14 protein-coding genes are annotated in these 23,989 nt (G+C 45.7%); 9 read left to right on the plus strand and 5 right to left on the minus strand.

The genetic code is table 11. The features are described 5' to 3' along the window. The first annotated feature begins 451 nt into the window (after positions 1–451). Together J7619_RS27645 and J7619_RS27650 are read left to right on the plus strand one after the other, a co-directional pair. Positions 452–3,616, plus strand: a complete 3,165-nt coding sequence (locus tag J7619_RS27645; protein ID WP_291206845.1) for a SusC/RagA family TonB-linked outer membrane protein — start codon at positions 452–454, stop codon at positions 3,614–3,616. A 32-nt stretch (positions 3,617–3,648) separates the two neighbouring features. After that, the gene (locus J7619_RS27650) at positions 3,649–5,289 is read left to right on the plus strand and encodes a RagB/SusD family nutrient uptake outer membrane protein (RefSeq protein ID WP_291206848.1); all 1,641 of its coding nucleotides are present in this window, start codon (positions 3,649–3,651) and stop codon (positions 5,287–5,289) included. A 161-nt stretch (positions 5,290–5,450) separates the two neighbouring features. On the opposite strand, the gene J7619_RS27655 is transcribed toward J7619_RS27650, so the two are convergent. Continuing rightward, positions 5,451–6,368 carry an alpha/beta hydrolase gene (locus J7619_RS27655; RefSeq protein ID WP_291206852.1) on the minus strand — a complete coding sequence of 306 codons (918 nt, stop codon included), beginning with the start codon at positions 6,366–6,368 and terminating at the stop codon, positions 5,451–5,453. Between the two features lie 67 nt (positions 6,369–6,435). Then, entirely contained in the window at positions 6,436–7,347 is a 912-nt protein-coding gene (locus J7619_RS27660; RefSeq protein ID WP_291206855.1) for an AraC family transcriptional regulator, read from the minus strand. Positions 7,348–7,749: 402 nt separating this feature from the next. Here J7619_RS27660 and J7619_RS27665 point away from each other — a divergent pair, with 402 nt between their 5' ends. From J7619_RS27665 to J7619_RS27675, 3 genes are all read left to right on the plus strand, one after another. After that, complete coding sequence (locus J7619_RS27665; RefSeq protein WP_291206858.1) at positions 7,750–10,704, plus strand: TonB-dependent receptor; 2,955 nt, start codon at positions 7,750–7,752, stop codon at positions 10,702–10,704. Positions 10,705–10,717: 13 nt separating this feature from the next. Next, the gene (locus J7619_RS27670) at positions 10,718–11,227 is read left to right on the plus strand and encodes a hypothetical protein (protein WP_291206861.1); all 510 of its coding nucleotides are present in this window, start codon (positions 10,718–10,720) and stop codon (positions 11,225–11,227) included. 275 nt (positions 11,228–11,502) lie between these two features. Further along, positions 11,503–12,417 (plus strand): ThuA domain-containing protein, encoded by a 915-nt coding sequence (locus tag J7619_RS27675; RefSeq protein ID WP_291206864.1) that lies wholly within the window; start codon positions 11,503–11,505, stop codon positions 12,415–12,417. 511 nt (positions 12,418–12,928) lie between these two features. Here the strand turns inward: J7619_RS27675 and J7619_RS27680 are convergent. Further along, a complete protein-coding gene (locus J7619_RS27680; protein WP_291206867.1) occupies positions 12,929–14,161 on the minus strand; it encodes a M57 family metalloprotease in 1,233 nt (410 codons plus the stop codon). An 809-nt stretch (positions 14,162–14,970) separates the two neighbouring features. On the opposite strand from J7619_RS27680, the gene J7619_RS27685 reads away from it, so the two are divergent. Further along, complete coding sequence (locus J7619_RS27685) at positions 14,971–15,135, plus strand: DUF3253 domain-containing protein (RefSeq protein WP_291206869.1); 165 nt, start codon at positions 14,971–14,973, stop codon at positions 15,133–15,135. Positions 15,136–15,290: 155 nt separating this feature from the next. Here J7619_RS27685 and J7619_RS27690 read toward each other — a convergent pair whose 3' ends face one another. After that, on the minus strand, positions 15,291–16,856 hold the full coding sequence (locus J7619_RS27690; RefSeq protein ID WP_291206872.1) for a SusD/RagB family nutrient-binding outer membrane lipoprotein: 1,566 nt from the start codon (positions 16,854–16,856) through the stop codon (positions 15,291–15,293). Positions 16,857–16,873: 17 nt separating this feature from the next. Continuing rightward, positions 16,874–19,927 carry a SusC/RagA family TonB-linked outer membrane protein gene (locus J7619_RS27695; RefSeq protein ID WP_291206875.1) on the minus strand — a complete coding sequence of 1,018 codons (3,054 nt, stop codon included), beginning with the start codon at positions 19,925–19,927 and terminating at the stop codon, positions 16,874–16,876. A 966-nt stretch (positions 19,928–20,893) separates the two neighbouring features. Here J7619_RS27695 and J7619_RS27700 point away from each other — a divergent pair. From J7619_RS27700 to J7619_RS27710, 3 genes are all read left to right on the plus strand, one after another. Next, positions 20,894–21,700, plus strand: a complete 807-nt coding sequence (locus tag J7619_RS27700) for an AraC family transcriptional regulator (protein WP_291206878.1) — start codon at positions 20,894–20,896, stop codon at positions 21,698–21,700. A 154-nt stretch (positions 21,701–21,854) separates the two neighbouring features. Beyond that, the gene (locus J7619_RS27705) at positions 21,855–22,664 is read left to right on the plus strand and encodes a PIG-L deacetylase family protein (RefSeq protein WP_291206880.1); all 810 of its coding nucleotides are present in this window, start codon (positions 21,855–21,857) and stop codon (positions 22,662–22,664) included. 20 nt (positions 22,665–22,684) lie between these two features. Then, the gene (locus J7619_RS27710) at positions 22,685–23,716 is read left to right on the plus strand and encodes a serine hydrolase (protein WP_291206883.1); all 1,032 of its coding nucleotides are present in this window, start codon (positions 22,685–22,687) and stop codon (positions 23,714–23,716) included. Positions 23,717–23,989: the final 273 nt, after the last annotated feature.

Below are 23,989 nucleotides of genomic sequence, written 5' to 3' on the forward strand. Positions count from 1 at the left end.
GTTTTTGTCCGGGCTAGTGAGATTGATTTGTTAAAGAAGAGTCCGGATTGTTATCACATAATTGCTTATAAAATATGACTTTACAGGAAAAAATACCGGCTGAGCGGCCTGCGGAAGGACGGACGTGCACTTTTGAGAGATCACTTTAAAATGTAATTGTAGAATATTATCAAGAATTTTAGCTTGCTGACTTTATAATATTTTTTAAAAATTGGTCGCCGCACCCGGACGCTACTCAGAATAATGATTTTGAGTCGATGTTATATGTTTACTTGTTTCAAAATTTTATTTTATAAATTTGTTAAATTGTAAAATAAAATTTTGTTAAATTATATAATATACAACTATCGTATATGTGTTTTATGGAATATAGGTTCGTTTGTATTGAAGGTGCGAAAGGGTATTTTTGTTGAGAGACAAGTCTCGATACCAACCTAACTATTGTTTACTTATGAAGAAGATTTTACTGCTCAGCACCCTGCTGGTGTGCTGCTCATCGTTGCTATGGGCACAGGAAAAGTTTGTAACAGGTATAGTCACCGCCGCGGAGGACGAATCGCCGATCCCGGGAGTGAACGTGCTAATCGCCGGCACCCATAACGGCGTCATCACGGACATGGATGGCAAATACAAAATCGCCGTACCCGATCAGGGTAAATTGACCTTTAGTTTTGTTGGTATGATCTCACAGGAAATCACTTTCGACGGCTTGTCGGTGATAGATGTGAAACTGGTATCCGACGCCAGGATTTTAAGTGAAGTGGTTGTGACCGGTAGCGGTGTGGCTACCAGCAAAGCCAAGCTGGGGATATCGGTGGAAACGATTTCCGGTAAAAGCCTGCCGCAGACGCCTTCCGCTTCGGTAGATCAGGCGCTGGTCGGGAAAATTCCGGGAGCGCAGATCACCAGCGGTAACGGAACGCCAGGTGCGGGGGTTAACATTTTGCTGAGAGGTATTAACTCTGTGAACCGGGGAACTTCGCCAATGATCCTGATTGACGGTATTCAGATGGCTTCGACGGATCTCAGCGCGATCGACCTTAATTCGATTGAGCGGGTGGAAGTTGTTCAAGGCGCCGCTTCTGCTTCCATTTATGGGGCTCAGGGCGCAAACGGGGTTATCCAGCTTTTTACAAAAAGAGGGAAAAACGGCCAGCTGAATATCGATATTTCCAGCGCCATCACAAACAACACCTATCTGAATGTGGGCGGAGTGGCCAAGTCCCGCTTTCATGGATATAATACCGATGCAAACAATAATATCATTGGCTCATCAGGCGCGCCGATTTCTATTGACCCGCAGACCGGCTTGTACACCGAAAACGTAATCTGGAACAGTACGGATCCGCTTAACAAGACCGATAAGCCCTACAACGCCAATCTTGCGTATCATGATCACTTCAAACAATTTTTCGTTCCTGCCAATACGATCAACAATAGTATTTCCCTTTCAGGAGGCAGCGAAAAGTTCGATTTCAGCGCTTCCGCATCCAATAACCATCAGAAATCCAATTTTCTTAACAATGGTTATAACGACCGTAGCAACCTGGTTACCAACCTTGGCGTTCAGCTTGCCAAGGGGTTAAGGCTGCGCAGCACCACGCAGCTGGTTTATACCAAAAACACCGTAAATGGGAACAACATATATTCGATCTTTAATAGCCGTGCATTTGTGGACTACGATTTCAAATTACCCGATGGGAGTCCCATCAACAAGTTGGGGGATGCAGCGGGCGTGAACGGAAGTAACCCTATTTACGCCCAGTATTATTCAGACAGCGACGATAAAAAGGTTGATATCATTCAAAATTTCAACCTGAACTATAAAGTCAACAAGTACCTGGAACTGGATGCAAAGTACGGGCTCAATTATAATAGGGAAGACTACGTCTACACGGCGCAAAACCAGTCAAACAATGCCAATTCCGTGGCCGCCTCGACCTGGGTGGGCTCCGCGATCAGTCCGGACAACACGGGTGGCATCGATAAATATACCTACGCAAGAACGTTCCAGAATTTTTTAGGTACTGCATTTATTTACACCAATTTCGAGGATGACTTTCATTGGAACGTTCCAATTACGACATCTACCCAGGTCTCCTTTGACTACCGCAACCAGAAACAGACGCTGTATGCAGCAGCGGCTGCCGGATTGCCTACTTACACGCCGTTTAACAGCACGCAGGGAACATCCTTCAAGGTTCTTCAGGATTACAGCGAACCGTTTATTACCTACGGATACCTTGTCAACCAAAAAATTGAATATGGGGATATATTTGGTGTTGCCGGCGGGTTCAGAAGTGACTATTCGTCCGCATTTGGCGGCGGTTCAAAGCCGTTTACCTTTCCAAGAGGTGATGTTTATTTAAGAATGTCCTCACTGGGCTTTTGGGAATCAGGAGCTATCGCCGACCGCATTCCCGAATTTAAATTGCGTGCCGCATACGGAGAAGCAGGTATTCAGCCTAAGCCTTTTGACCGCTATGTTACTTTAAGTACAAAGGTTTTGGGTGCCAGCAATGCCTTCTATTTCGATCCAAACCAAAATAACCCTGATTTGGGTGTGGAAGTATCCAAAGAGCTTGAAATCGGAACGGATTTTACATTGAACGTGATGCCGAACGCCGCCTGGCTGAATGATGTGCGGCTATCGGCCACTTATTGGAAACGGACTACGGATAATGCGATATGGAGCATTGACGTGGCGCCAACTTCGGGTTCGGGAACTTTGAAAACCAATGCTTTTTCACTGGGCTCCCATGGTCTGCAGGCGTCATTGAACGCATCTGTATACCAGGGCAAGAATTTCAGCTGGAACCTGACTACCAACTTCACGAAACAGACTTCGAAAATCAATTCTGTCGTTGGCGATCAGGAGATCGTTGTTATCTCCAATGCGGGAAGTACCAACTATGTGCTTCGCAAAGATGAAAAAATCGGACAGCTTTACGGCCATAGATTGATCCATAGCCTGGATGCCACAAAGCCGGATGGAACCCCCTTTCTTTCCGAGGCCGAAAAGGGTGACTATACGCTGGCAAGCAACGGGTATGTGGTTAACAAAGCGACAAAATTCCCTTATGTAACCCCTGACAAATACAGCTTCGGCGATCCTAATCCGAAGTTCAATATTTCGTTCATCAATGATTTGACGATCAAGAACTTTCTGACTTTTAACGTTCAAGTGGATTGGATCCAGGGAAGCCATCTTTACAATCAAACCAAGGAATGGATGTACCGCGACGGAATCCATGCCGACTATGCAAAGCCGTTCACGATCGATGGTGAAACCGGAGCATGGACCGCGTTTTACCGGGGTGTGTATGCGGCTGTTACCAGAAATGGCACCAAAGATTATTTCTATGAAGATGCCTCTTTTCTCCGTCTGAGAAATATTTCTGTTGCTTTGGATTTTGCAAAACTGACTCATATCAAAGGATTCAGAAGGCTGCAACTGGTGCTCTCGGGACGTAACCTGGTTACTTTAACCAAATACACCGGTATGGATCCTGAAATCGTGTCGGGTGCTAACAACTCGGCATGGGACCGCGGAACTGACCACAGCAGTATGCCGAATTACAGATCTTATCAGGTCGGCTTAAACTTCGGTTTCTGAAAACATTCATTGCATTCTTAAAAAGATAAAACATGAAAAAAATAAAATTGCTATCGATATTGGTGCTTCTGGCGTCTGTTCTTTCCTGTAAGGATCAATTAGACGTTAAGAACCCCAACCAGCCAACCACCGGAAGCGCTAACTCGGAATCCGGTCTGATCAACCTGGCGCAGGGCGCGATCTATGTAAATGGCTTCCTGACTGTGAAGTATGGCGGTTTTTACGGCGGGTTTTTCGGGGATCCGTTTAGTTATCATGAAATTATGGGGGACGTCGTAGGGGTAGAAGCTGCCAACCAGCGGCTGAACGAAATCGGGGTGGCCAATTATGTGATCCTTGACAACGGCACCAGGGTAAAGAACCCGAATTCTCCGACGCTTCAACTGGACATGCTGCGGCAGGTAAATATTAATGCAAACGCGAGTGACAACCCGTTATATTACGAGTGGGCCTACATGTACAGTCTCAATAGCGGAGCCAATAACGTGTTGGCGCTGGTAGATAAAACCACATTTACAGGAGATGCCGAAAGTAAAAAGAACGCGCTCAAAGCCTGGGCATATTGGTGGAAGGGTTACGCTTATGGACGTATCGGGTCCATTTATTATGCCGGTATCATCAATGACCAGGCAGTGGGCACCAATAATACTTTTGTGAGTAAGGAGGCTATCATTGCCGAATCCAATGCCAACTATGACAAAGCCGCGGCAGCGCTAAGCGCTGTCAGCAGTGTTGCCGATTATTCAGCAGTGATCGGCAAAATTATCCCGGCATTTTTTCAGGTTGGAAAAGGAGGGGTGTTGACACCTGATATGTGGAAGAGAAACATCAATTCTATGAAAGCACGCAACCTGCTGGTGAATACCACTGTAAAAAGCATGACAGCGGCACAGTGGGCGTCCATTATCGCCCTTGCGAAAGATGGAGTTACAGCAACGGATTACGTATTTACGGCCAGATCAAACGAAACCAGCGATTTTATTTCCGCTACCGGCAGCACACCTTCGGCCCTTACTACGGGTACGACTAAAACCACCAGTTTCAAAGTCAGCGAACGCCTGGTACAGGATTTTAAAACGGGGGACAAAAGACTTGAGAACAATTTCGCGATTGAAACCAACCCATGGATCGGCAATAATGACCGTGGAAACATTTTCAATACCCGGTATGGCTTGATCGATGGCGGTAAGGGGCTTGCGGGCGTGGTTGTGCTGGGAAATAAAAAGGTCGGGGAATATGAATTCTATATGGCCACCACCTACGAAGAAAATCAGCTGACATTGGCCGAGGCGCTTATCAACACGGGAGATATCGAGGGTGGTCTTAAAATCATTGATGCCATCCGTAAACTTCAGGGTGCCGGTCTGGCCGCCGTCGCAGGTAAAGGGCTTGGCCTGGCAGCTGCCAGGGAAGAATTGAGAAGCGAGAGAAGGGTAGTCCTGCCTTTCCGAGGTCTTGCCTTCTACGATGCCAGACGTTGGGGAGTGATCGATGACGTTGCGACAGGCGGAGGCAGAACCGGCGCGGTTGTGGTTGACAAAGCAGGTGTGGTAAGCAAGAATGCGACCATTAATTACAACTTCCTGGATTATTGGGACGTGCCTGCCAACGAGCTTGCCTATAATAAGGCTGGCGAAGGGAGCGTGGCGGTTCAAAACCCAAAGGGATTGTAGGATTCCCTTATGTAGCCGTCCTCCGGGTGTGTTTGTGATACGACTGGATTAGCCAGATTTCGGCCCCGTTGATGCGCAGACCTACACTGAAAATGTATCGCTGGGCTATCTTTCAAAAGCTATTAGAGCTGGCAGATTGCGGGTGGGTTTTGTTTTGCTTTTTAAAACCCGTTTTCTGCCAGCCAACTTTTGAACATTCTGAACCAATTATCCTTACTATTCAGATCGGCAAGGGCAAATCCATGTCCCCCCGACTGCAGAATGTGCATTTCGGTTTTTACCCTGGCTTGCTGCAAGGCATTAAAAAAGGAAAGCGTGTTTTTAACGGGGATCACATCGTCATCGGCTGCATGGATCAGAAACGTCGGTGGTGTAGCGGCACTGACATGCTTGTCTGTACTATACTGATCCAGTATTTCGCGGGAAGGCATTTTGCCAATCAGGGTTTCGCGCGTACGGGGAGTGTCCGGATCGTAAATGATCACCGGATATAGCAATGCCATGAAATCGGGGCGAAGGCTAATTTTCTCTTTATTGTCGATCATCACCCTGTTCTGTTGCGTACCTTCCATCGATACCAGATGACCGCCCGCGGAAAGTCCCATCATACCAATTCTATCGGGGTTGATATTCCATTCGGTCGCCCGTTTACGCACCATTTTAATGGCCGCCTGCGCATCTTGCAGAGGGCCAATCGATTTGTCGACCATGATTGTGTCGTTGGGTAGCCGGTACTTCACGACAAAAGCAGTAATGCCTTCCGATTTAAGAGCCCTCGCTATTTCTTCGCACGCGCCAAGTGAAAGCAGCCGATACCCCCCGCCAGGGAAGATTAAAATGGCTGTTCCCGTAGCAGTCTGTTTCTCAGCAAAAAAAGGAACGAGCGCCGGTTGCGTTACCTTTATTACCCGCCCGTCGGCATCGGTTTGCTCGACATAATCTGCCGGAGCCTTGCGGGCATTGGGCACGCTGCTTTCATAAAGCGGTATTTCCCTCTGCTGAGCGGCAACGGGCAGCGAACAAATCATGAACATCAGTGCCGGGACAAAATTTGCGGATTTTAATAACCTGATCATCATACTTCTAACAGTTAAATGGTCAAAAGTAACGATGTCCGTTCACCGGCACTGTGCAAAAATGCTCAAATTAGTTCTCCAACCTGAAACGTGTCGGCTGCATGCCATAGGCCGATCTGAATGCCCGACTGAAAGCCCCGGCATTTTCAAATCCGCATGCCCAGGCAACGTCCTGTACCTGTTGGTCTGTATATTGCAATAACCCGGCCGCTTGTTTGAGCCTGATATCGGTTAGATACTGGTGTGGCGTAGTTTGAAAAACCGATTTAAACTGCCTGACCAGTTGAGGGACTGATAGCCCGGCCTGAGTACCAACCGTATTTAAATCCAGACTTTCCCCGAGCGACGAATGCAGAACATCTCTTGCGATGCACAAACGTTTATATATTTCACGCCGGGTGCTGGCTTTGACTGCTTTCACCAAGCCAACGCTCTTTATATCCGACCGGTAGATGCCGATCAGATCGCGTAACATAAAGATCAGGTATTCATCAACCCCGGCCTGATGATACTCCCCTGTTTGCAGAAGGCCTCTCAGGCCAGAAAACTGTCTGTTGATATCCGGCGTTATCTGACGAAGCGTTTGATAAAATTCGGGTATTTCACTGCTATCCCGCCTAGGATTGTCCAGCAAGAACTCCTCGGTATGCAACCTGTCGATCAACACCGATGAGGCAAAATCATTTTTAAAGAAGATGGAAAAGCACTGCACGTTCTCCTTACTTCTGATGCGGCAGCTGTAACGCTGATCATTATTCAAGACCAGCAACTGGCCGGGACGCACGGCCAATTGCCGGCCGTCTACGCCATAAATTTCTTCACCGCTCCATACGGTCTTAATGGAAAGGCAGCCTACATGGTCATCACAATAACTTTCTTTGCTTTCCGCATGAAAGATGATATTGTGCTTTCCGAATTTATCGAAATGCATGGTTTCATCGAAACCAGCCTTGGAGTGATCAGGTAAACTGGTGAAGTACATTTTGTTAAATGGAGAGCGCTTTTGCTTGCCGGTAATATAAAGTTATGCAGAGAATAAAGCGTAATAATGTTCAATAATCTGTTTACCGCCTTCGCGGGCATGCGGTTAAGCAGTGCTAGCGAATCATCAATATGACCAATTGCCTGGCAGTCGCCCCGTTTCAGCTTTTGGGTGTAATAAAAGCAATATATTCTGAAGAATATATATGAATTATATTGTATTTTTCTATGTATCCGATATTATATATTGCATTATACTGTTTTTTCGATATTTTCAATGCGTTAGCCGCACATTTGATACCATTACAGTATGCAGACCCGGAAAGGGGGCTGTTGCTATCAGACTATGCCCATCCGGTCTGATCCTTTGAAATGAATATCCAACTAAAATCACTCCATTACTATGAAGAGAAACTTACGAAAATGCGAATTCGTGGCCAGGCCTGCGATGCTCTTTCTGCTCATTTGTTGGTTGCCGTTTACCATGCAGGCTCAAAGCAAAAGGATTACCGGTAAAGTGTTTTCTGCATCCACTTCGGAGGTGTTTCCTGGTGTGAACATCATCTTGAAAGGAAATACGAACAAAGGTACTATTACGGATAATCAGGGAATGTTCTCGATCGATGCGGCGCCGGGCGATGTCCTGGTATTCAGCTTTATAGGTTTTAAGACCAAGGAGGTTAAGGTAGGTTCCGAGGCAACGTTAAGCGTTCCGCTGGAAGATGGTGGCACAGAGTTAAATGAATTAATAGTTACCGGGTCCAGAAACACGGGGCGAACCATCCTGGAAACACCCGTCCCTGTGGATGTCATTTCCATCAAGGATATCATGGCAGATCTTCCTCAGATCGATCTAGCCCAAATGCTGGCGTTTGTTGCACCCAGTTTTAACGCGGTCAGGTCCCAGGGTGGTGACCTTGATTCCCATGTGGATCCTGTCCAGCTCCGCAACATGGCCCCCAACCAGATACTGGTCCTGGTGAATGGAAAACGAAGGCACACTTCCGCCCTGCTTATTACCGGAACGGCCGTCGGCAGCCCATCCACCTCTGTCGATTTGATGACCATTCCGGCTTCCGCCATTGACCGGGTTGAAATTTTACGCGATGGCGCTGCTGCTCAATATGGTTCTGACGCAGTGGCCGGCGTAGTCAATATTATCCTCAAAAAAGGGACAGATAAGCTGACAGGCAGCTTTACCGGCGGAGGCTATGCCAATACCGGCGGTAAGGCAGGGGAACTGACCAAGGATGGCAAGCCGGACGGATTCAATTATCAGTTCGATGCCAATTACGGCTTCAAAATGGGAGACAAAGGTTACTTTAACCTGTCCGGGCAAATTACGCAAAAGCGCCCGACCTTGCGACCTTTTGTGAATGATTGGGGATTTTTTGATAATACCTACCTGAACAACCTGCGGACCGATAAAAACGGAAATCCGGTCATCACCAATCCCGAGCTTGTTGCTGCACAGGCTTCTGGCAACACGGCGGCACTTGCTTCGCTGACCACAGAAGCGGGATTGATGGCGGCACGCGGCCTGACCAAAGCTGATTTTGCCGTTTATGCGGGTATGCCTGCCATTACCCTGGGTAGTACTTTTTACAATGCAGGCTATCAATTGAATCCTACCACAACGCTGTACAGTTTTGGGGGAGCGTCTTACAAATACCTCAAGGGATTCTCATGCTACTTCCGCCGTCCCGCACAAACCGACCGTTTCAATTACCTGCTATATCCCAATGGCTTCCGTCCACAGATGACCTCCAATACTTCGGACCTTTCCAATACAACCGGTATTAAGAGTAAGTTGGGGGAATTCAATGTTGATTTCAGCAACACATTTGGCCGGAACCGGATGCGCATCGGAATGGTCAATACCATGAATGCTTCACTGGGTTCCAATTCACCGGTCAACATGTATTTGGGTACGCACCAGTTTACCCAAAATTCCACTAACCTTGATTTTTCCCGCTATTTTAAAGATGTGCTGCGCGGTCTGAACATTGCCTTTGGCGCTGAAATGCGTATAGAAAACTACAAAATTATGAAGGGTCAGGAAGAGGCATATACCTATGGAGATGCAGGTGTGCTTACCGTAGGCAAAACTGGTCTGCTTGTAGGGCCCGACGGAAAACCCTTGGAAGATGCCAGCAGCACACCGATCGTAGATGCAAATGGGAATCCGGTCAGTGTGAATGCGGGCCAGCAGGTTACCGTTAAATCCTTGTCGTCAAACTGCCAGTGTTTTGCCGGATTTGGCCCGAAAAACGAAAGGGATGAGTACCGCACCACCATGGCTGCTTACCTTGATGCCGAGCTTGAAGTGACTAAGAGCTTGCTGGTCGCCGGAGCTTTTCGTGTAGAAAATTATTCGGATTTTGGTGGCGTTACCATCGGCAAATTAGCCGCGAGGTATTCCATCGCCAAAACGCTTTCATTGCGTGCTTCGATTGCTTCCGGATTTCGCGCGCCATCCCTTCAGGAGTTGAATTATACCCACACAGCTACGGCATTCGTGCCGGACGCAAACGGTATTCCGCAACCCCTTGATGTGACAACTTACCCAACCAACAGCACAGCTGCCAGGGTTTTAGGGATTCAGGGCCTAAAGCAGGAAAAATCGAGAACCTATGGTTTCGGCCTTACCTATCAACCGGCCCACGGATTTGAAGTAACTTTGGACGCTTATCAGATTGATGTAGATAACCGTATTTTCAGGACCAGCTACTTCAATGCTTCCGAGGTTGGCAATCATTACGACGAGGTCATCGGTGGGGGAGAAGCCCAGTTCTTTGTGAATGGCGCAGACGTACGTTCCAAGGGAATTGAAGCGGTCGGGAACTATACACTGACCCTGAGCCGTGGTAAAAGCTTTATTTTCAGCCTTGCAGCTATTTTTAGCAAAAACACCATTCTGAACAGGAAAGTACTTGATCTGAATGTGGCTAACCTGACCGAAGACCAGATTGTGGCCAAGTACCTTGACCGGGCCACCATTGGGCAGTTTGAAACCGGAACACCAAGACAAAAATTGATCGGCTCGGTAACCTATCGCGTCAATAAATTTCATGCTATGGTGAGAGGAACATACTTTGGGACGGTTACCTCCCGGTCGACTTCCTCCGATGCAGAAGGTAACTTTTATGATCAGAAGTTTTCTGCGCAATCTATTTTCGATGCCAGTGTTGGCTACGATCTGACCAGGAACTTGAAATTGTCCATTGGCGGCAGTAACGTTTTCAATAAATACCCTGACATTTTGCGCCCTGAAAATCAAGGATTTTACCTGTACGACAACAATCAGCAGGGCTCCAACGGATCGTATTACTACGGCCGTGTTTCTTTCAACTTTTAATGATCATCCCGACATGAAAACATATATCAGCAAAATCACCCCGATGTTATCCCTGGTTATCACGATGATGCTATTTGCGTTGCTTAGTTCTTGTGAACAACAGGACTACCCGCCCAATTTAAGTACAGCACCAGGTGGAGGCACGGTATCGACGTATAAGGCTTATACGTTAGGTGCCGCGACTACGGAAAACATTTATGGACGCGTAGTCTTTTACAAGTACAACAAAACGATCACCTTAGTGCAGATGGGCCTTTATAACGGGGTAAAAGGTAGCTCTTATACAGCTGCTATTTTTCCCGGAAAAGTGACGGCAACGCCCGGCACGGCCCTAAAGGTGCTCGACACGGTCGCCGGCGCTACGGGGGCGTTCGCGACCAGTAAGTATTTTAGCATTAATGAAGAGGGTTTTTTCGATAAACTTGACGCCTACAATGCTAACGTAACGGTTAAACTAGGTGCGGTCACCGTTGCCGCTGGTAATATAGGCGCTAACGCAGCACCGGCGGCGGAGTCCAAATAAAATAAGGTGTGGTTAAACAGAGTCCGGGAAGATGTTAAAATAGCTTCCCGGGCATTGCCGTTACTTTTGTCGTCCCAGCTTGTTGGGTTGGGGCAAACTCCTATCATCCCGAAAGTATAGGTTTCGCCAGCTTTGGCGGAACGCTATGAATAGGCTGAGTACAATGGTCCATCAAAAGTGTCGCAATTCTGCTCAGAAAATTTCGATAAATTGCAAGTCTGGATGTTGCAGAACTTTCCAAGGCCCTGTGAATCTTCGTCTTAAACATAAATATCATGTACAAAGCTTATTTCGTCGTCGTACTGGCTTGTATCTCGCTTTGTACGGTCCGCGCGCAGACGCGGGGGCGCATTCCCGTGCTCATTGTGGACGGGTTCAGCAATCATGACTGGAAACAGACATCTGCCGTGACGAAATGGATACTGGAAGAAAGTGGGCGCTTTAAAGTGGATATCAGCACCGTTCCAATGGACTCTTTGGCCCGCGCAGCCTGGAATCCTTCATTTAGCAATTACGCTGTCGTTGTACAGAACACCAACAATATTCAGAATACCAGGCTCCGCTGGCCATCTCATGCAGAGCGAAACCTGGAAGCGTTTGTAGAAGGCGGGGGCGGATTGTACATCCTGCATTCGGCCAACAATGCGTTCGCCCATTGGAAAGAATACGATAAAATGATCGGGCTGGGTTGGCGCAAGAGTTCGGAGGGCTATTCGCTTGAAATCGGTCCGTCTAATCAAATAACCAGAATCCCGCCGGGCGAAGGGCAGGGTACTGGTCATGGAAATAGATTCAATGCCCTGATTCAGATCGTGAACCGTCATCCAATCAACAAGGATTATCCGGCGCTGTGGCAGACCGCCAATACGGAGGTGTACTACTTCCCTCGCGGACCTGCTGAAAACCTTACGGTGCTCTCGTGCGCATATGATAGCACGAGTACAAAAAGAACCTGGCCGGTGGAATGGGTCGTTACCTACGGTGCGGGACGGGTTTACAATTCGAGCATGGGGCATTTATGGATTGGGGAATTCTATCCGCCGGCTTATCGTTGCGTGGGTTATCAGACAACTGTAATCAGGGCGACCGAATGGCTGGCGACAGGGAAAGTCACTTACAATGTACCGGCGCAGTTTCCAACGGCGGAAAGGCAAAGCCTTAGAGCAGAGAACACTTTTAAGGGTCCCTGAGCTTAGGGGTAATGAGGATGAAGTAGATATGAGGAAAATGTATCCTGACTAACCGGCCGTCCATCAGCAAGCCAGAAGAAATGGACGTCGTGAAAAATCCCATCATAAGTGTAGTCAACAGAAACTAGTAGTTTTTGTGCCTTATTTGGTTTTTGGATTGTTTAATTTGGTGATAATGAGGGAGTTGCGTATTTTTTATTGGTAGAAAAGTAGATGGAATACCAGTAAGAAATAATATACAAACGCCTGAAAATTAGATATTTGATCTAAATTTTCAGGCGTTTTCTTTTACTCTTCTCCTGGTGATTTACTAATCATTGTCCCTCAAGACCAGTTGGTTTTGGAAGGTATACAAAAAAGGAGAGATTACTTCTCTTATTTACGCTTAAATAAGCTTACAAGAACTCAAACATTTCCAACACCAGCATTTGCTAGCATTGATTTTTCGGGACCTGAGTTGCCGAATACAGCGATTCCGCCGAGCAAGAAAATGCAAATAACGTAATTAATACTAATAAGCATAAAACACAGCAAATTCATATATGTATCCTGATGGAAGCGTAGCTACCTCATTATTGTTTTTCGAGTAAAAATGATCATCAATACTGCTATTCCAATACCTATGAATCGGAACGGCATTATTTATTGCTTGATTGTAGGCATAAAAAGCAATTCCTTCGTACGTGTAGGCTGGGTTGCCACTGACGTCACTTTGATTAAGGGTGTAGAAATGATCTCCAAGACTAGCTCCACCGTGAAAGTATCGGTAAACAGGGACTGTTCCCGCTACTTGTGTCGAAAAAGCATAAAACGCTATACCTTCATAGATATAGTCATTATTTGATCCGTTACCTTTTTCGTTAATGTTAGCAGTATAAAGATGGTCTTTAGAACCGTTTCTACTGAAGTATCTGTAAATTGGTACAGAACCCGCTACCGGGGGATTTTCTGGATACAAAAATTGCGCAGTTAGTATGTCATTACTCGATAGTGCCGTTGCTCCAAAATTACATTCACCTCCATTCATTAATGAATTTGCGTCCGTTCCGGTCGGCGTTCCAAATATATGCTGCAGCGACCCCTGCCAATTGCCTTCATTGGTCTCTCCAATACTTGACCAATTTGTATGAGCAAATCCAATTGCGTGTCCAAGTTCATGTGTAATCGTGCGCCGTCTTTGCAAAGTGCTAAAACTAGCAACCACGTTAACATTTATATTTATCCTATTTCCTGCCTGTCCGTTTATTGGGGTATATGCGTTTCCGCAAGTATTGGAACCTAGATCACTATTGTATATAGCTATGTCTGCATCGCTTCCTGTTACGAGTGTCAGATTAACTCTACAACCGGGGACGTTATTCCAATTAGCTATCGCAGCAGTTATATCATTTGTATAGGCACTCATTGATGGATCAATACGAACCGTCACAAATGGCTGTTCATTATATCCTATATAATTACTTACACCATACTGCTGCACCCGCCCGTTACGATTATTTAGAGTATCTGGCACAACCGATTTGTCAAACAACATATCTCCATCTACCAGAAAATCGTTTCCGATATCCTTGATCTCCGAATCTTTGAACCCCAATGATTTAATGTAACTATAAACTTTTTGAGATGTTTGGGCCTGGTTGGGCTTTTCTACTTGAACTTCTTCATTCTTAATAGTCGAAATTTCATTTTCTTGACAGGAAAACAAACCCGCTAACGCGATTACACTTAATACAAGCTGTTTCATACTTTTTTTGTTGTTGAGTTGAGAATTGAAAAATTTTACATTTATAAGCGTTACGTCGCTTATGGTTACATAGTAATGCAATGTAATAGTTATTTTATAAACTTAGAATTAATTTATACAAAACTTGAAAACTTATTTGACTGCACATTTAAATCGCGACGCGGAAGATTGGTTACTACACGGAACCTATTAAAGCCTTATTGAGAGCGTCGCATGACAGAATTGCGATCAATCAAGCGTTCGCCGAATGTGGAGCATCGAAGGAAACGAGTGCATTTACAAGCTGTACATTGAAGCCTTCAATCACATGGATTACGTTCAAGCCGTCGTATTTACCTTCCAGCGTAAACATCTAATTTGATTTGCTAATGACTTACACCGCCCATTTTCTGACACGCGGCGACACTGAGATATTATCCCAACGGCATATAGAAGTCTATGGAGACCAATATTGACGCTTGGCCAGCACGTGACAGCAACGGAGTAATCTGTGTCCTATCTTATATTTGACAAGACTTGTTTAATATAACTGTTCTTGAAGAGCGGCCGGAAAATTAGATTTTCTTTGTGCTGGTATTTTATACTTATTTTGAAGTACGATGACTTATGTTGTTCCTCGTTTGTTTATTGAAATTATTGATAATATGTGCGTGATAAGTTTTGTATCGGAAGGTAATAGGCCATAAATACAGATAAAAATCTATAATTAAAATTAACAAAAGCCGCATTTGGAGCAATCTGATATGGTTTATCAGTTGTTTGGAGATAGTATTGGTTTATTGAGCAGCTCGTTAGGAAAAGCATGAGTAATGGCGGAAACTTTGTCATGGTGGAGGGTTTACATCGGTGATTCCTACAACTTTCCAATAGCAGCAACGATCCTATCTACTGCGATTCATCGTGGCCCGGAGAAAAGTACCTGCCCGTCTGAAATTGCGCGCATGCTGTTTCCTGACGGCTGGCGTACCATATGAAAGAGGTACTCGCAGTAGCAATTGATTTGCACAATAGATGGAGCGTAGTCATAACACAAAAGGGTACACCTGTGTACGCCTGTCGATGTTATGAATATCAAAGGGCCGGTTCGCATTAAAATTATCTGAACCGGCCAGTCGCTGCATGTCAGACATCAAAAATTAGCGGCCTTACCGGTGTCAAACCAAAGGCGAGTTGCGATGTCATCCTTCGCGCCAGCTCCCATTTTGGTTACCGCATCGGCAACCGCAGCGGTATTACCCGTTCGCTCCGCGTTGTCAAAAGGCATTCTTTTTATAAATTCTCCCGCAGGAATAACTCCCCAGGTTGGGTTGCTGGCGTTTTTGGCGGCAGAAGGGATTTTGGGATAGCCTGTTCTCCTGAAATCTACCCAGGATTCGAGCGTATTGGTGAAGTTGTTAATGTACTTCTGAGTAATGATCTTTTCCAGTTTCAATTCGTTTGAGTCGTTGTTGTCCCATGCCACGGTAATGGTTGAAAGCGCGGTGAAGTTATTGCGGGCATCGACAGGATCCACATAATTGATGGGCTTGCTGGTTTTGTCAGCCAGGTAAGCATCTGCACCAGCTGCCCCCCAATCTGCAAAGGACAACTTTACGCCGTCTTCATAATTTGTTTTAGGGTCACCGGCTCCGGCCCAGCCCCTGAGTCCGGCCTCCGCTTTGAGGAAAGAGACTTCCGCAGCGGTGAAATTTCTTCTGCTGGTTACCGTGTTGAAATCTTCACTTACCTTGGAGAAAGGCACGTGATCCGCTTTGGCGTTTATGTGTCCGCCGTTCCGGATGCCTTTGTAAGGGACGGACGGATGGTCTGCATATAAAGCCGGAGTGGCTACGGGAGCGAAATATCTAGATATCCGACCATCTTTTAAACCCACCAAAAAGGATTCCATTGCCGCACCCATTCGTGTATCATCCCATTCATAGCAAATTTGGGCTACCGGTATCTTTTGTCCCATCAGCGAATTGGTGAAATTATCTGCGTTGGTGTTGATCAAACCAGCCGGATCTTTCAAAGCTTTTTCGCCTTGAATTTTCGCCTGGGCCGGATCTACTTTTGACAAACGCATGGCCAGTCTAAGACGTAAGGAGTTAATCACTTTTTGCCATTGCGGAATGCTGCCGGCATAATTTGACGGGTCATAATCTTTGAATTCGGCATAAGTTTTTTTGGCGTTAAAATCAGTCTGGATAGAATCCAGTTGTTTAAAGAAAAGCGGGTACAAGTCGGATTCCTTGTCGTAGGGAATTGAACTGGCATTGATTCCGTATTGAGAATAAATGATGGGGCCGTGTACGGCCGTTAGTTTGGACATAGCCAAAATACGGACCAGCTTAGCCCAGGAGGCAAACAAAGGTAATTTGTTCGCTGTGGCAATTTGTATCATTTGTTTTGTAGGAGCCATGACGTTGCTGTATTCCCGCCCCCAAAATGAATTCCAGGTGATGCTGTAAGTGCTGTTATTAACATTATTGAGAAAAATCGAAGGAGTGCCCATATACCCAAGCCAATTGTCAGCAGAAAGGTCTTCTTCGGTCTGATGCCCGTTGAGGTTGAAGATCACCAGGGGAAAACGGGGGCCTAGCTGACCGAAATTTGGAGTTGTTCTTGGGTCGACATCTGGCTCCACCTCGACAGACTTTTTAGAACAAGCAGCAAGCGCAATCAGAGTCACAAATGCGACAAATATCTTTTTCATGTAAATGATTTTATGTTTTAAAATGAAAACTTAAGGTTTAACCCGTATGATCTCGTCGATGGCATACCAAACACATCCGCGGATTGCAGCGAGTTGCTGGTGCTCATGGCCTGTTCGGGATCGAAAGGCGCCTTTTTGTAAAAGAAAAGTAAATTCCGACCAACTAGGGATATGGAAGCATCTTTGAATATTAGTTTTGCCGTTCTGGATTTGATTGTATAGCCCACGACAAACTGTCCCAGCCTGACGTTCGTTCTGGAAAATACATAGGGCTCCATGATTCTATTCCGATCACCCAAGGCAGAAAAATAGGTGTATGGTTCAATCGAAGTAACGGCCGCCCCATCGACTCCCACTGCATGAATAGCTATTTTTTCGCCATCTCTTACGGCCGCAGTCCTCTCACTCACCCCGTATGAGTCCAGAAATGCTTCTGTTTTAGATAATACCACTCCACCAAATTTCCCGTTTACGAGAACACTGGCAAAGAAGTTACGATAATGAAAGTTGTTCTTCCATCCCAGCAGAAATTTGGGATTGACATTGCCCACTTTTGCCGGAGTATCTTCTTTGGTTGGAAAACCTGCGGAAGACAAAATGATCTGTCCGTCGGCGTTTCGGGCAAATTGATAGATGTACAAGTCGTTGATCGATCCGCCGGCTTTGCTCAGCGATGTAAAACCTTCATTGTCGCTACCTATCTGATACGAAGGATAAGGCGCGACCAGTTCGATAATTTTGTTTTGATTCTGCGAAGTATTAAGCGAAGTAGTCCACGTGAAGCGATCTGTGCGGAACGCCTCAGCATTCAAGGTCAGTTCAAATCCTTTGTTGGTGATTTTTCCGGCATTAAAGTACATGATGGCTACTCCCGACCCCGGAGGTCCCGGCAAAAGAAGAAATTGATTGGTACTCCAACTATTATATATTGTAAAGTCCAGTCCCAGCTTGTCCTTGAAAAAATAGGCTTCAATTCCATATTCATTGGTAACAACTTTCTCGGGTTTGAGCTTCGAGAAGGCCGCACGCGTCACGACGTTGAGGCCACCCGGGCCATTTGGGCCACCCGCCCCGCCATTGGTAATTAATGCGCTCTCAATGTTGTAAGGCACCTCATTTGTTGTTTGTGACAACGAAGCTCTTGCCTTCAATAGTGATATCGCATCAGGTAAATGAGCCATTTTGCTGATGATCGCAGCTCCACCAACGGACAGATTGAGATTCGACTGACTACCGATAAAGTCCCGGGTAGAAGGCCAGTTATTACGTCCTGCCAGATCCAGAAAGAGTAAATCCTTAAATCCGACAGACAGATTGGCAAACGCCCCCTTTTTGGTCATTTTACTATAACGTGCGTCGTTATTAAACATCACATTGTAGGGCATGTTCGCAAATGTGAATACGTTTGGATATTGCAGCGATACAGTTCCATTGTTAACGGTCATGCCATCATAGAATATGTTCTCCTGGTAGCTGAGACCTGCGAGTGCATTTAAACTGAGTTTACCAAAGCTTTTGTTGTAAGTGAAAATGCCGTCGGTATAAATGGATTGATCAGTATATGCTGCGTAGTTCCAGGTCCCGTTGGGGCTGACACTTACAGCATTGCCTGCCGCTGCGTAGCGCTTATCGTCCAAAACGTTGTTGTAATCGATATTGCCCCGTACTTCAAATTTTAGATTCTTTATGATATCGTAGGAGATTTTTGCATTTGCAATGATCCTTTTGGAGGATTGTAGCTTGGAGTTTTTGTTAATTTCCCAATAAGGATTATTTTGCTTTTCTTCCGTCGAATACCAGTTCATCATGTACAAATTCCTGATTGGATTGAACACGGCGTAATTGGCTTTGTAGCTGTTGAAGTCACGCTCCCTGGCAAACAAATATAAACCTGTGAGCGGGTTGTTATCGTAACCTGCACCCGGCCGGTTCCTGGATACTTCCGAGGACAGAATCACGCCTGAACTTAGTGTAATCTTGTCATGCAGCAGCTTGGTACTTTGTCTGAACGAAAAGTTATTTTTATGGTAGCTGCTTGTGGGCATTACGCCCGTCGAAGAAACATTAGCGTAGGAAAAGTAGACATTTGTTTTGGCGTTCCCTCCTGCGATTGATACTGCGTTTGCAGCTGTTATGCCCGTCTGGAAAAAGTCCTTAATATAGTCTTTCTGGTAGTCGTCTGATTTGACAACCGCTGTTCCAACGGGAGTCCAGTTATAATCGTTACCGGTCGTTCCATAACGATACTGGAATTTGGGAAGGCCGGATACCTGTTCGAAAACTGTACTTGAATTAAGGTCCACGGATATCTTGCCTTCCTTACCCTTTTTAGTTGTGATCAGGACGACACCGTTAGCGCCTTGGCTGCCATAAAGGATGGAGGCATTGGCCCCCTTCAATACGTTGATGCGATCAATATCCGATGGGTTAATCATGGAAAGACCATCTCCGCCATCTGTTCCACCAAAAGAGCCTGGTTGGTCACCCTTGTTGTTGACCATGGGAATACCATCGATCACATACAGTGGCTCACTGGATCCTTGGAGCGATCTGCTCCCACGTAGTAAAGCCCTTGTCGAACCACCAACACCGGAGCTGTTTACTTTAATGTCAAGACCCGCTATCTTACCGTTGAGCGCATCAACAAAATTTATATTAGCCGCGCTACGCAATTCATCACCACTAATCTGCTGTGTGGCATAGGTCAACGTCTTTCTCTCTCTTTGGATACCAAGGGTAGTAAAAACAATCTCTTTCTGAGTATCAACATCAGGTTCGAGCGACACGCTGACCGTAGTCATGGAACCGGTGATCTGAACTTCTTTGGTAATGTACCCTTTCATAGAAACAACCAACGTATCATTTGATGCCAGACTAGTAGAAAAATCTCCGCTTGCATCCGAGCTGATCGCTTTGGCGGGGCCTTTTGAAACGATAATTGCGCCGGACAATCCCGCACCTCTTTCGTCAATGACCTTACCGGTGATACGCCGCTCCTGGGCATATACCTTTGATAAAATGAACACCCAACAAACCAAAATGTGCAATCCAGCTTTTAATTTTTTCAGCATATTCAATTTCAGCGTATACTTTTTGTTTTACGAAGTTTGGTTTATTGAAGGGGTTTTAACATCAAACTCATTATGACGTAATTTGTATATGGCTGATTTTCAGGCCCTGGTTGTCAAAAAAAATCGAAGTGGCAAAAAACCACTTCGATTTACAACAAAGATATGTTTAAACATCAAAAATTGGGAGTCCTATAAACTTCACGTCAATTTAGATTTGGTGTCCCTGACTTATAGATTTCTATTTAATTCGTATGCTATATTTTGAATGCAGTGACTTTTGAAAGCGGATAAATAAAAAAGTAACCATTAAAATGAGGTTTTTGTAGAGAGAAATGGGGAAAACTAATTCACCTCAGTGGCTCGTCGAACTTATCAAAGCCAGGAAGTCGGCAAGGATCCTGTTTTCCCAGTTTTGAGGGTTCTCCGCTAAGTCCTCCCTAAGCGCATGTGCAAATCGGACGAAGGTCGCCCGGTCGGATACTTTCGCGTTCCCTTCTACAAGTTGCTGCTACTAAAACTAAATTACCTTAAATTATCAGCGTTTAGGCTCACTCGCCCTGTTTTGATCTTTGTTCAGCCGTGTTAATGGACTTCGAAGCGCGGAGGGAGAATGCTATATCGTCAATAAAATTTTAAGAATTCCTCGTTGTGCAATTCTCTTTGTTTGATGTCATCGTCTTGATCGGGGTACTTCAAGGTCTAATTGTGAGTATCCAGCTCTTTCGTCGTAATCGGAGCAGCGCGGACCAGTTGCTGGCCTGGATTTTAATTACGACTGTCCTTTTGAACTGTAAAATATTGCTGCATACACTGGGCCTTTGGAATACTCGTTTTTTTCGCTATTTCCCGTTGGCTGTCGACCTGACTATCCAACCACTGCTGTATTTGTACGTAGTTTCTATTACCGGGTCCTCACCCAAACTCCCGCGACGGGCCATACTCCACCTTTTACCTTCTTTCTTGTTAATGGCTCACGCTTTACTGGTGTATGTGTGCGTGCTGCCGCTTGACGACTTTTCAGAGAAGAGTAAGGTAGCTGCCGCGCTTGCCTATAATTCTGTCAAAGAAATTGAAGACTACTTGTCTGTTTTCTCCTTTGGGATCTATTTGTTTCTCAGTATCAGGCGTCTGAAAATGTACAGATCCTGGCTGAATGATACGATCTCTGATAGCTCATACCCGACCTACGGTTGGTTGAGAAATCTGTTGCTGCTCATAAGCGGATTAACGATACTATTACTCGCCAACATTACGCTGGATTATGGAATCAACTACGGGCAAGCCAATTTTTTCCATTGGCAGTTGTTTTATTTTCTGATGACGGTGATCATCTATTACATCGGTTTTCAGGCAAGCAAACAAACGAATTTGCCTCTGCAAGCAACTGTCATTGTGAGTAAGGCAGACCAGATCGCGCCGGTGTCGCCGGAAAAACTTCCGCAGATTTACACGGCGATTGAAGTGTTATTGGAAAAAGAGAAGATATATCGAAATCCAACGATCACGCTTACAGAAATGGCCCGGCGACTGGACGTATCGCCCAACGTATTGTCTTTCACAATCAGTAAGTGTTACGAAAAGAGCTTTCGCGACCTTATCAATGAACACCGGGTAGAGGAAGTAAAAGACAAGCTTGTTAGTGGTCGTTTATCCCACCTGTCGATTCTCGGAATCGCGTTGGACTCGGGTTTTAATTCCGAAGCGAGCTTCTACCGGGTGTTCAAAAAACACACCAACTGCTCCCCCAAAGAGTTCCAGGAGCAGCACAGCTAAGCTCTCACCTTACATTTTGCTAGTACAAAACGCTTTGTAACGACCTCTCAAATTTCATTTTGAGAGGTTTCCTGGCATTTTGTTCCCTTGTTTTACAGAAAAATCGATGGGTACACGTTTGCCCGGAGCAACTAATTTCTCAACCGTCTTAGCTATGAACAAACTATTTTACGTCCCGTTGCTTGCACTATTAAGTACCGGCTTTTATAATAAGGGCAGCTACACCGAAAAAGCCATCAACAAGGAAGCGGGGCATGTGATAATGGCCGTTGTGGCACACCCGGATGATGAGCTGTTGATGGGAGCCCTATTGAGTCACTATGCTGCCCGGGGAGTGAAGGTCCGCGTTGTAGTGGCAACAAACGGTGCTTTGGGGCAAACAGATTTTTATAAAGTCCCCGAAGGCAAAACATTAGTGGAGATCAGACGGGACGAAATGTCTTGTTCCGGCAATGTCCTGGGACTTGAAAAACCAATATGGTTAGGTCTTCCAGACCAACTATTGGCAAGCGAAGGTAAATTACAGAGCCAAATTGACTTGCTACGATACAAAATTGATTCTCTGTTTCAGCTTTATCAGCCAGATGCAGTGCTCACTTTCGGAGCCGCAGGTATGACCGGGCACCCGGACCATAGATTGATCGGAAACATTGTAACGGAAGTATTTGAATCCAGATCCTGGCCATGGAAACCGAAACTGTATTATCCGGCGCTTCCAACAGGAAGTATCAATGAACAGAGCTGGGCAACTTATTTAACTGTTGATTCATCACACCTCACCGTGCGTATCAGCCTGGATAGTATCGACTACGTAAGGTTGGGGCGCGCCTACCAATGTCATAAAAGCCAGTACAGGGAGTCTGTAAGGACCAAACTCCCCATTTTTATGAAGAATGTCCAGAAAGGGCAGGTGCTGCTCCGCCCGTTTTCGTCGGCAGGGCCATTGAAAAATTCGTTGTTTTAAACCTTTTACCCCAACCAGCCATGAAGAAGATCGCTTTCATTCTTGTATTTCTGTTCATCGTACAGCAAGCTTTTTCACAATATCAGCAAATTAATATTCCGGCAGACTCTACGCTCAAAAGGCTCATGCACGAGCATAAGGTCCCGGCATTGGCGATCGGGGTGATAGAGAATAGCCAGGTTTCCCAGACCAAAGTATTGGGCGAATTGAGGAAGGGGACGCCCGCCCCTTCAAATGCTATTTTTCAGGTGGCTTCACTAACAAAGCCTGTTACCGAAATGACGACTTTGCGTCTGGTCAGCAAGGGGTTGTGGGATTTGGATGAACCACTGTTCCATTATTGGACCGATCCGCAGGTAGCGGATGACCCACGCCACAAGCGATTAACAACCAGGCACGTTATCTCACATCAAACGGGATTTGTGAATTGGAGATGGTTACACAAGAGTGGCAAGCTGACCTTTGATTTTGAACCAGGAACGCAAACGCAATATTCCGGGGAAGGACTTGAATATTTGAAACAGGCACTGGTAAACAGGTTCAAGTTGCCGTTTGAGGAAATCGTCAGAAAATATCTTCTCAAACCCGACAAAATGGTCGACACCCGATTCTACTGGGATGAAGATATGGACCAGGACCGGTTTGCAGTAGCGCACGACCGTAATCGAGAACCGCTTCCGATTAAAAAGTATACGCAACCTTCCGCCGCAGATTTGCTGATGACCACTATTGCCGACTATACCCGGTTTGGAGCCAACGTATTGAATAAAAAAGAATTAAATAGCCACGTGTATAGCGAAATGATCACGTTTCAAGATAAAAAGCACACATATGGGTTGGGATGGCAGCTTTTTAAAGGCCTGAAAAGCGACGAATTTGTGATAATGCATTCCGGGGCCGATCCCGGTGTACGGACTATCATTATACTATTGCCAAAGTCGCAGAGAGGGATAGTACTATTCACCAACAGCGATAACGGCATGTCATTGATCAAAAATATTCTGAGTCTGTCACTCGATCTGGGTGATGAAATAATTGAGCGTGCGAAATAAGCTTCTTCATTTTTGGGCTTGTAATAAAATAGCTTCGATGCTTTCTTTGAAGCCATTAGACTAATCGGATTTGCCAGGGAATGGAAATCAAGATGAAACTGACCACCTAATTTTAAATTTCTCCTGCCCTGAAGGTGGCAAAACGAACTGAATTTAAAGCTTAAAAAAGGAGTGATGTACCCCCTTGCCGACAGCGCATTAACGTTCGCTGGCCGCGACCGATACTTCCAACTAAACCACCTTTAAATGAGTCCGGTAAACAGAATAGTCTTA

It is taken from the genome of Dyadobacter sp. (assembly GCF_017744695.1).
Taxonomy (GTDB): Bacteria; Bacteroidota; Bacteroidia; order Cytophagales; family Spirosomataceae; genus Dyadobacter.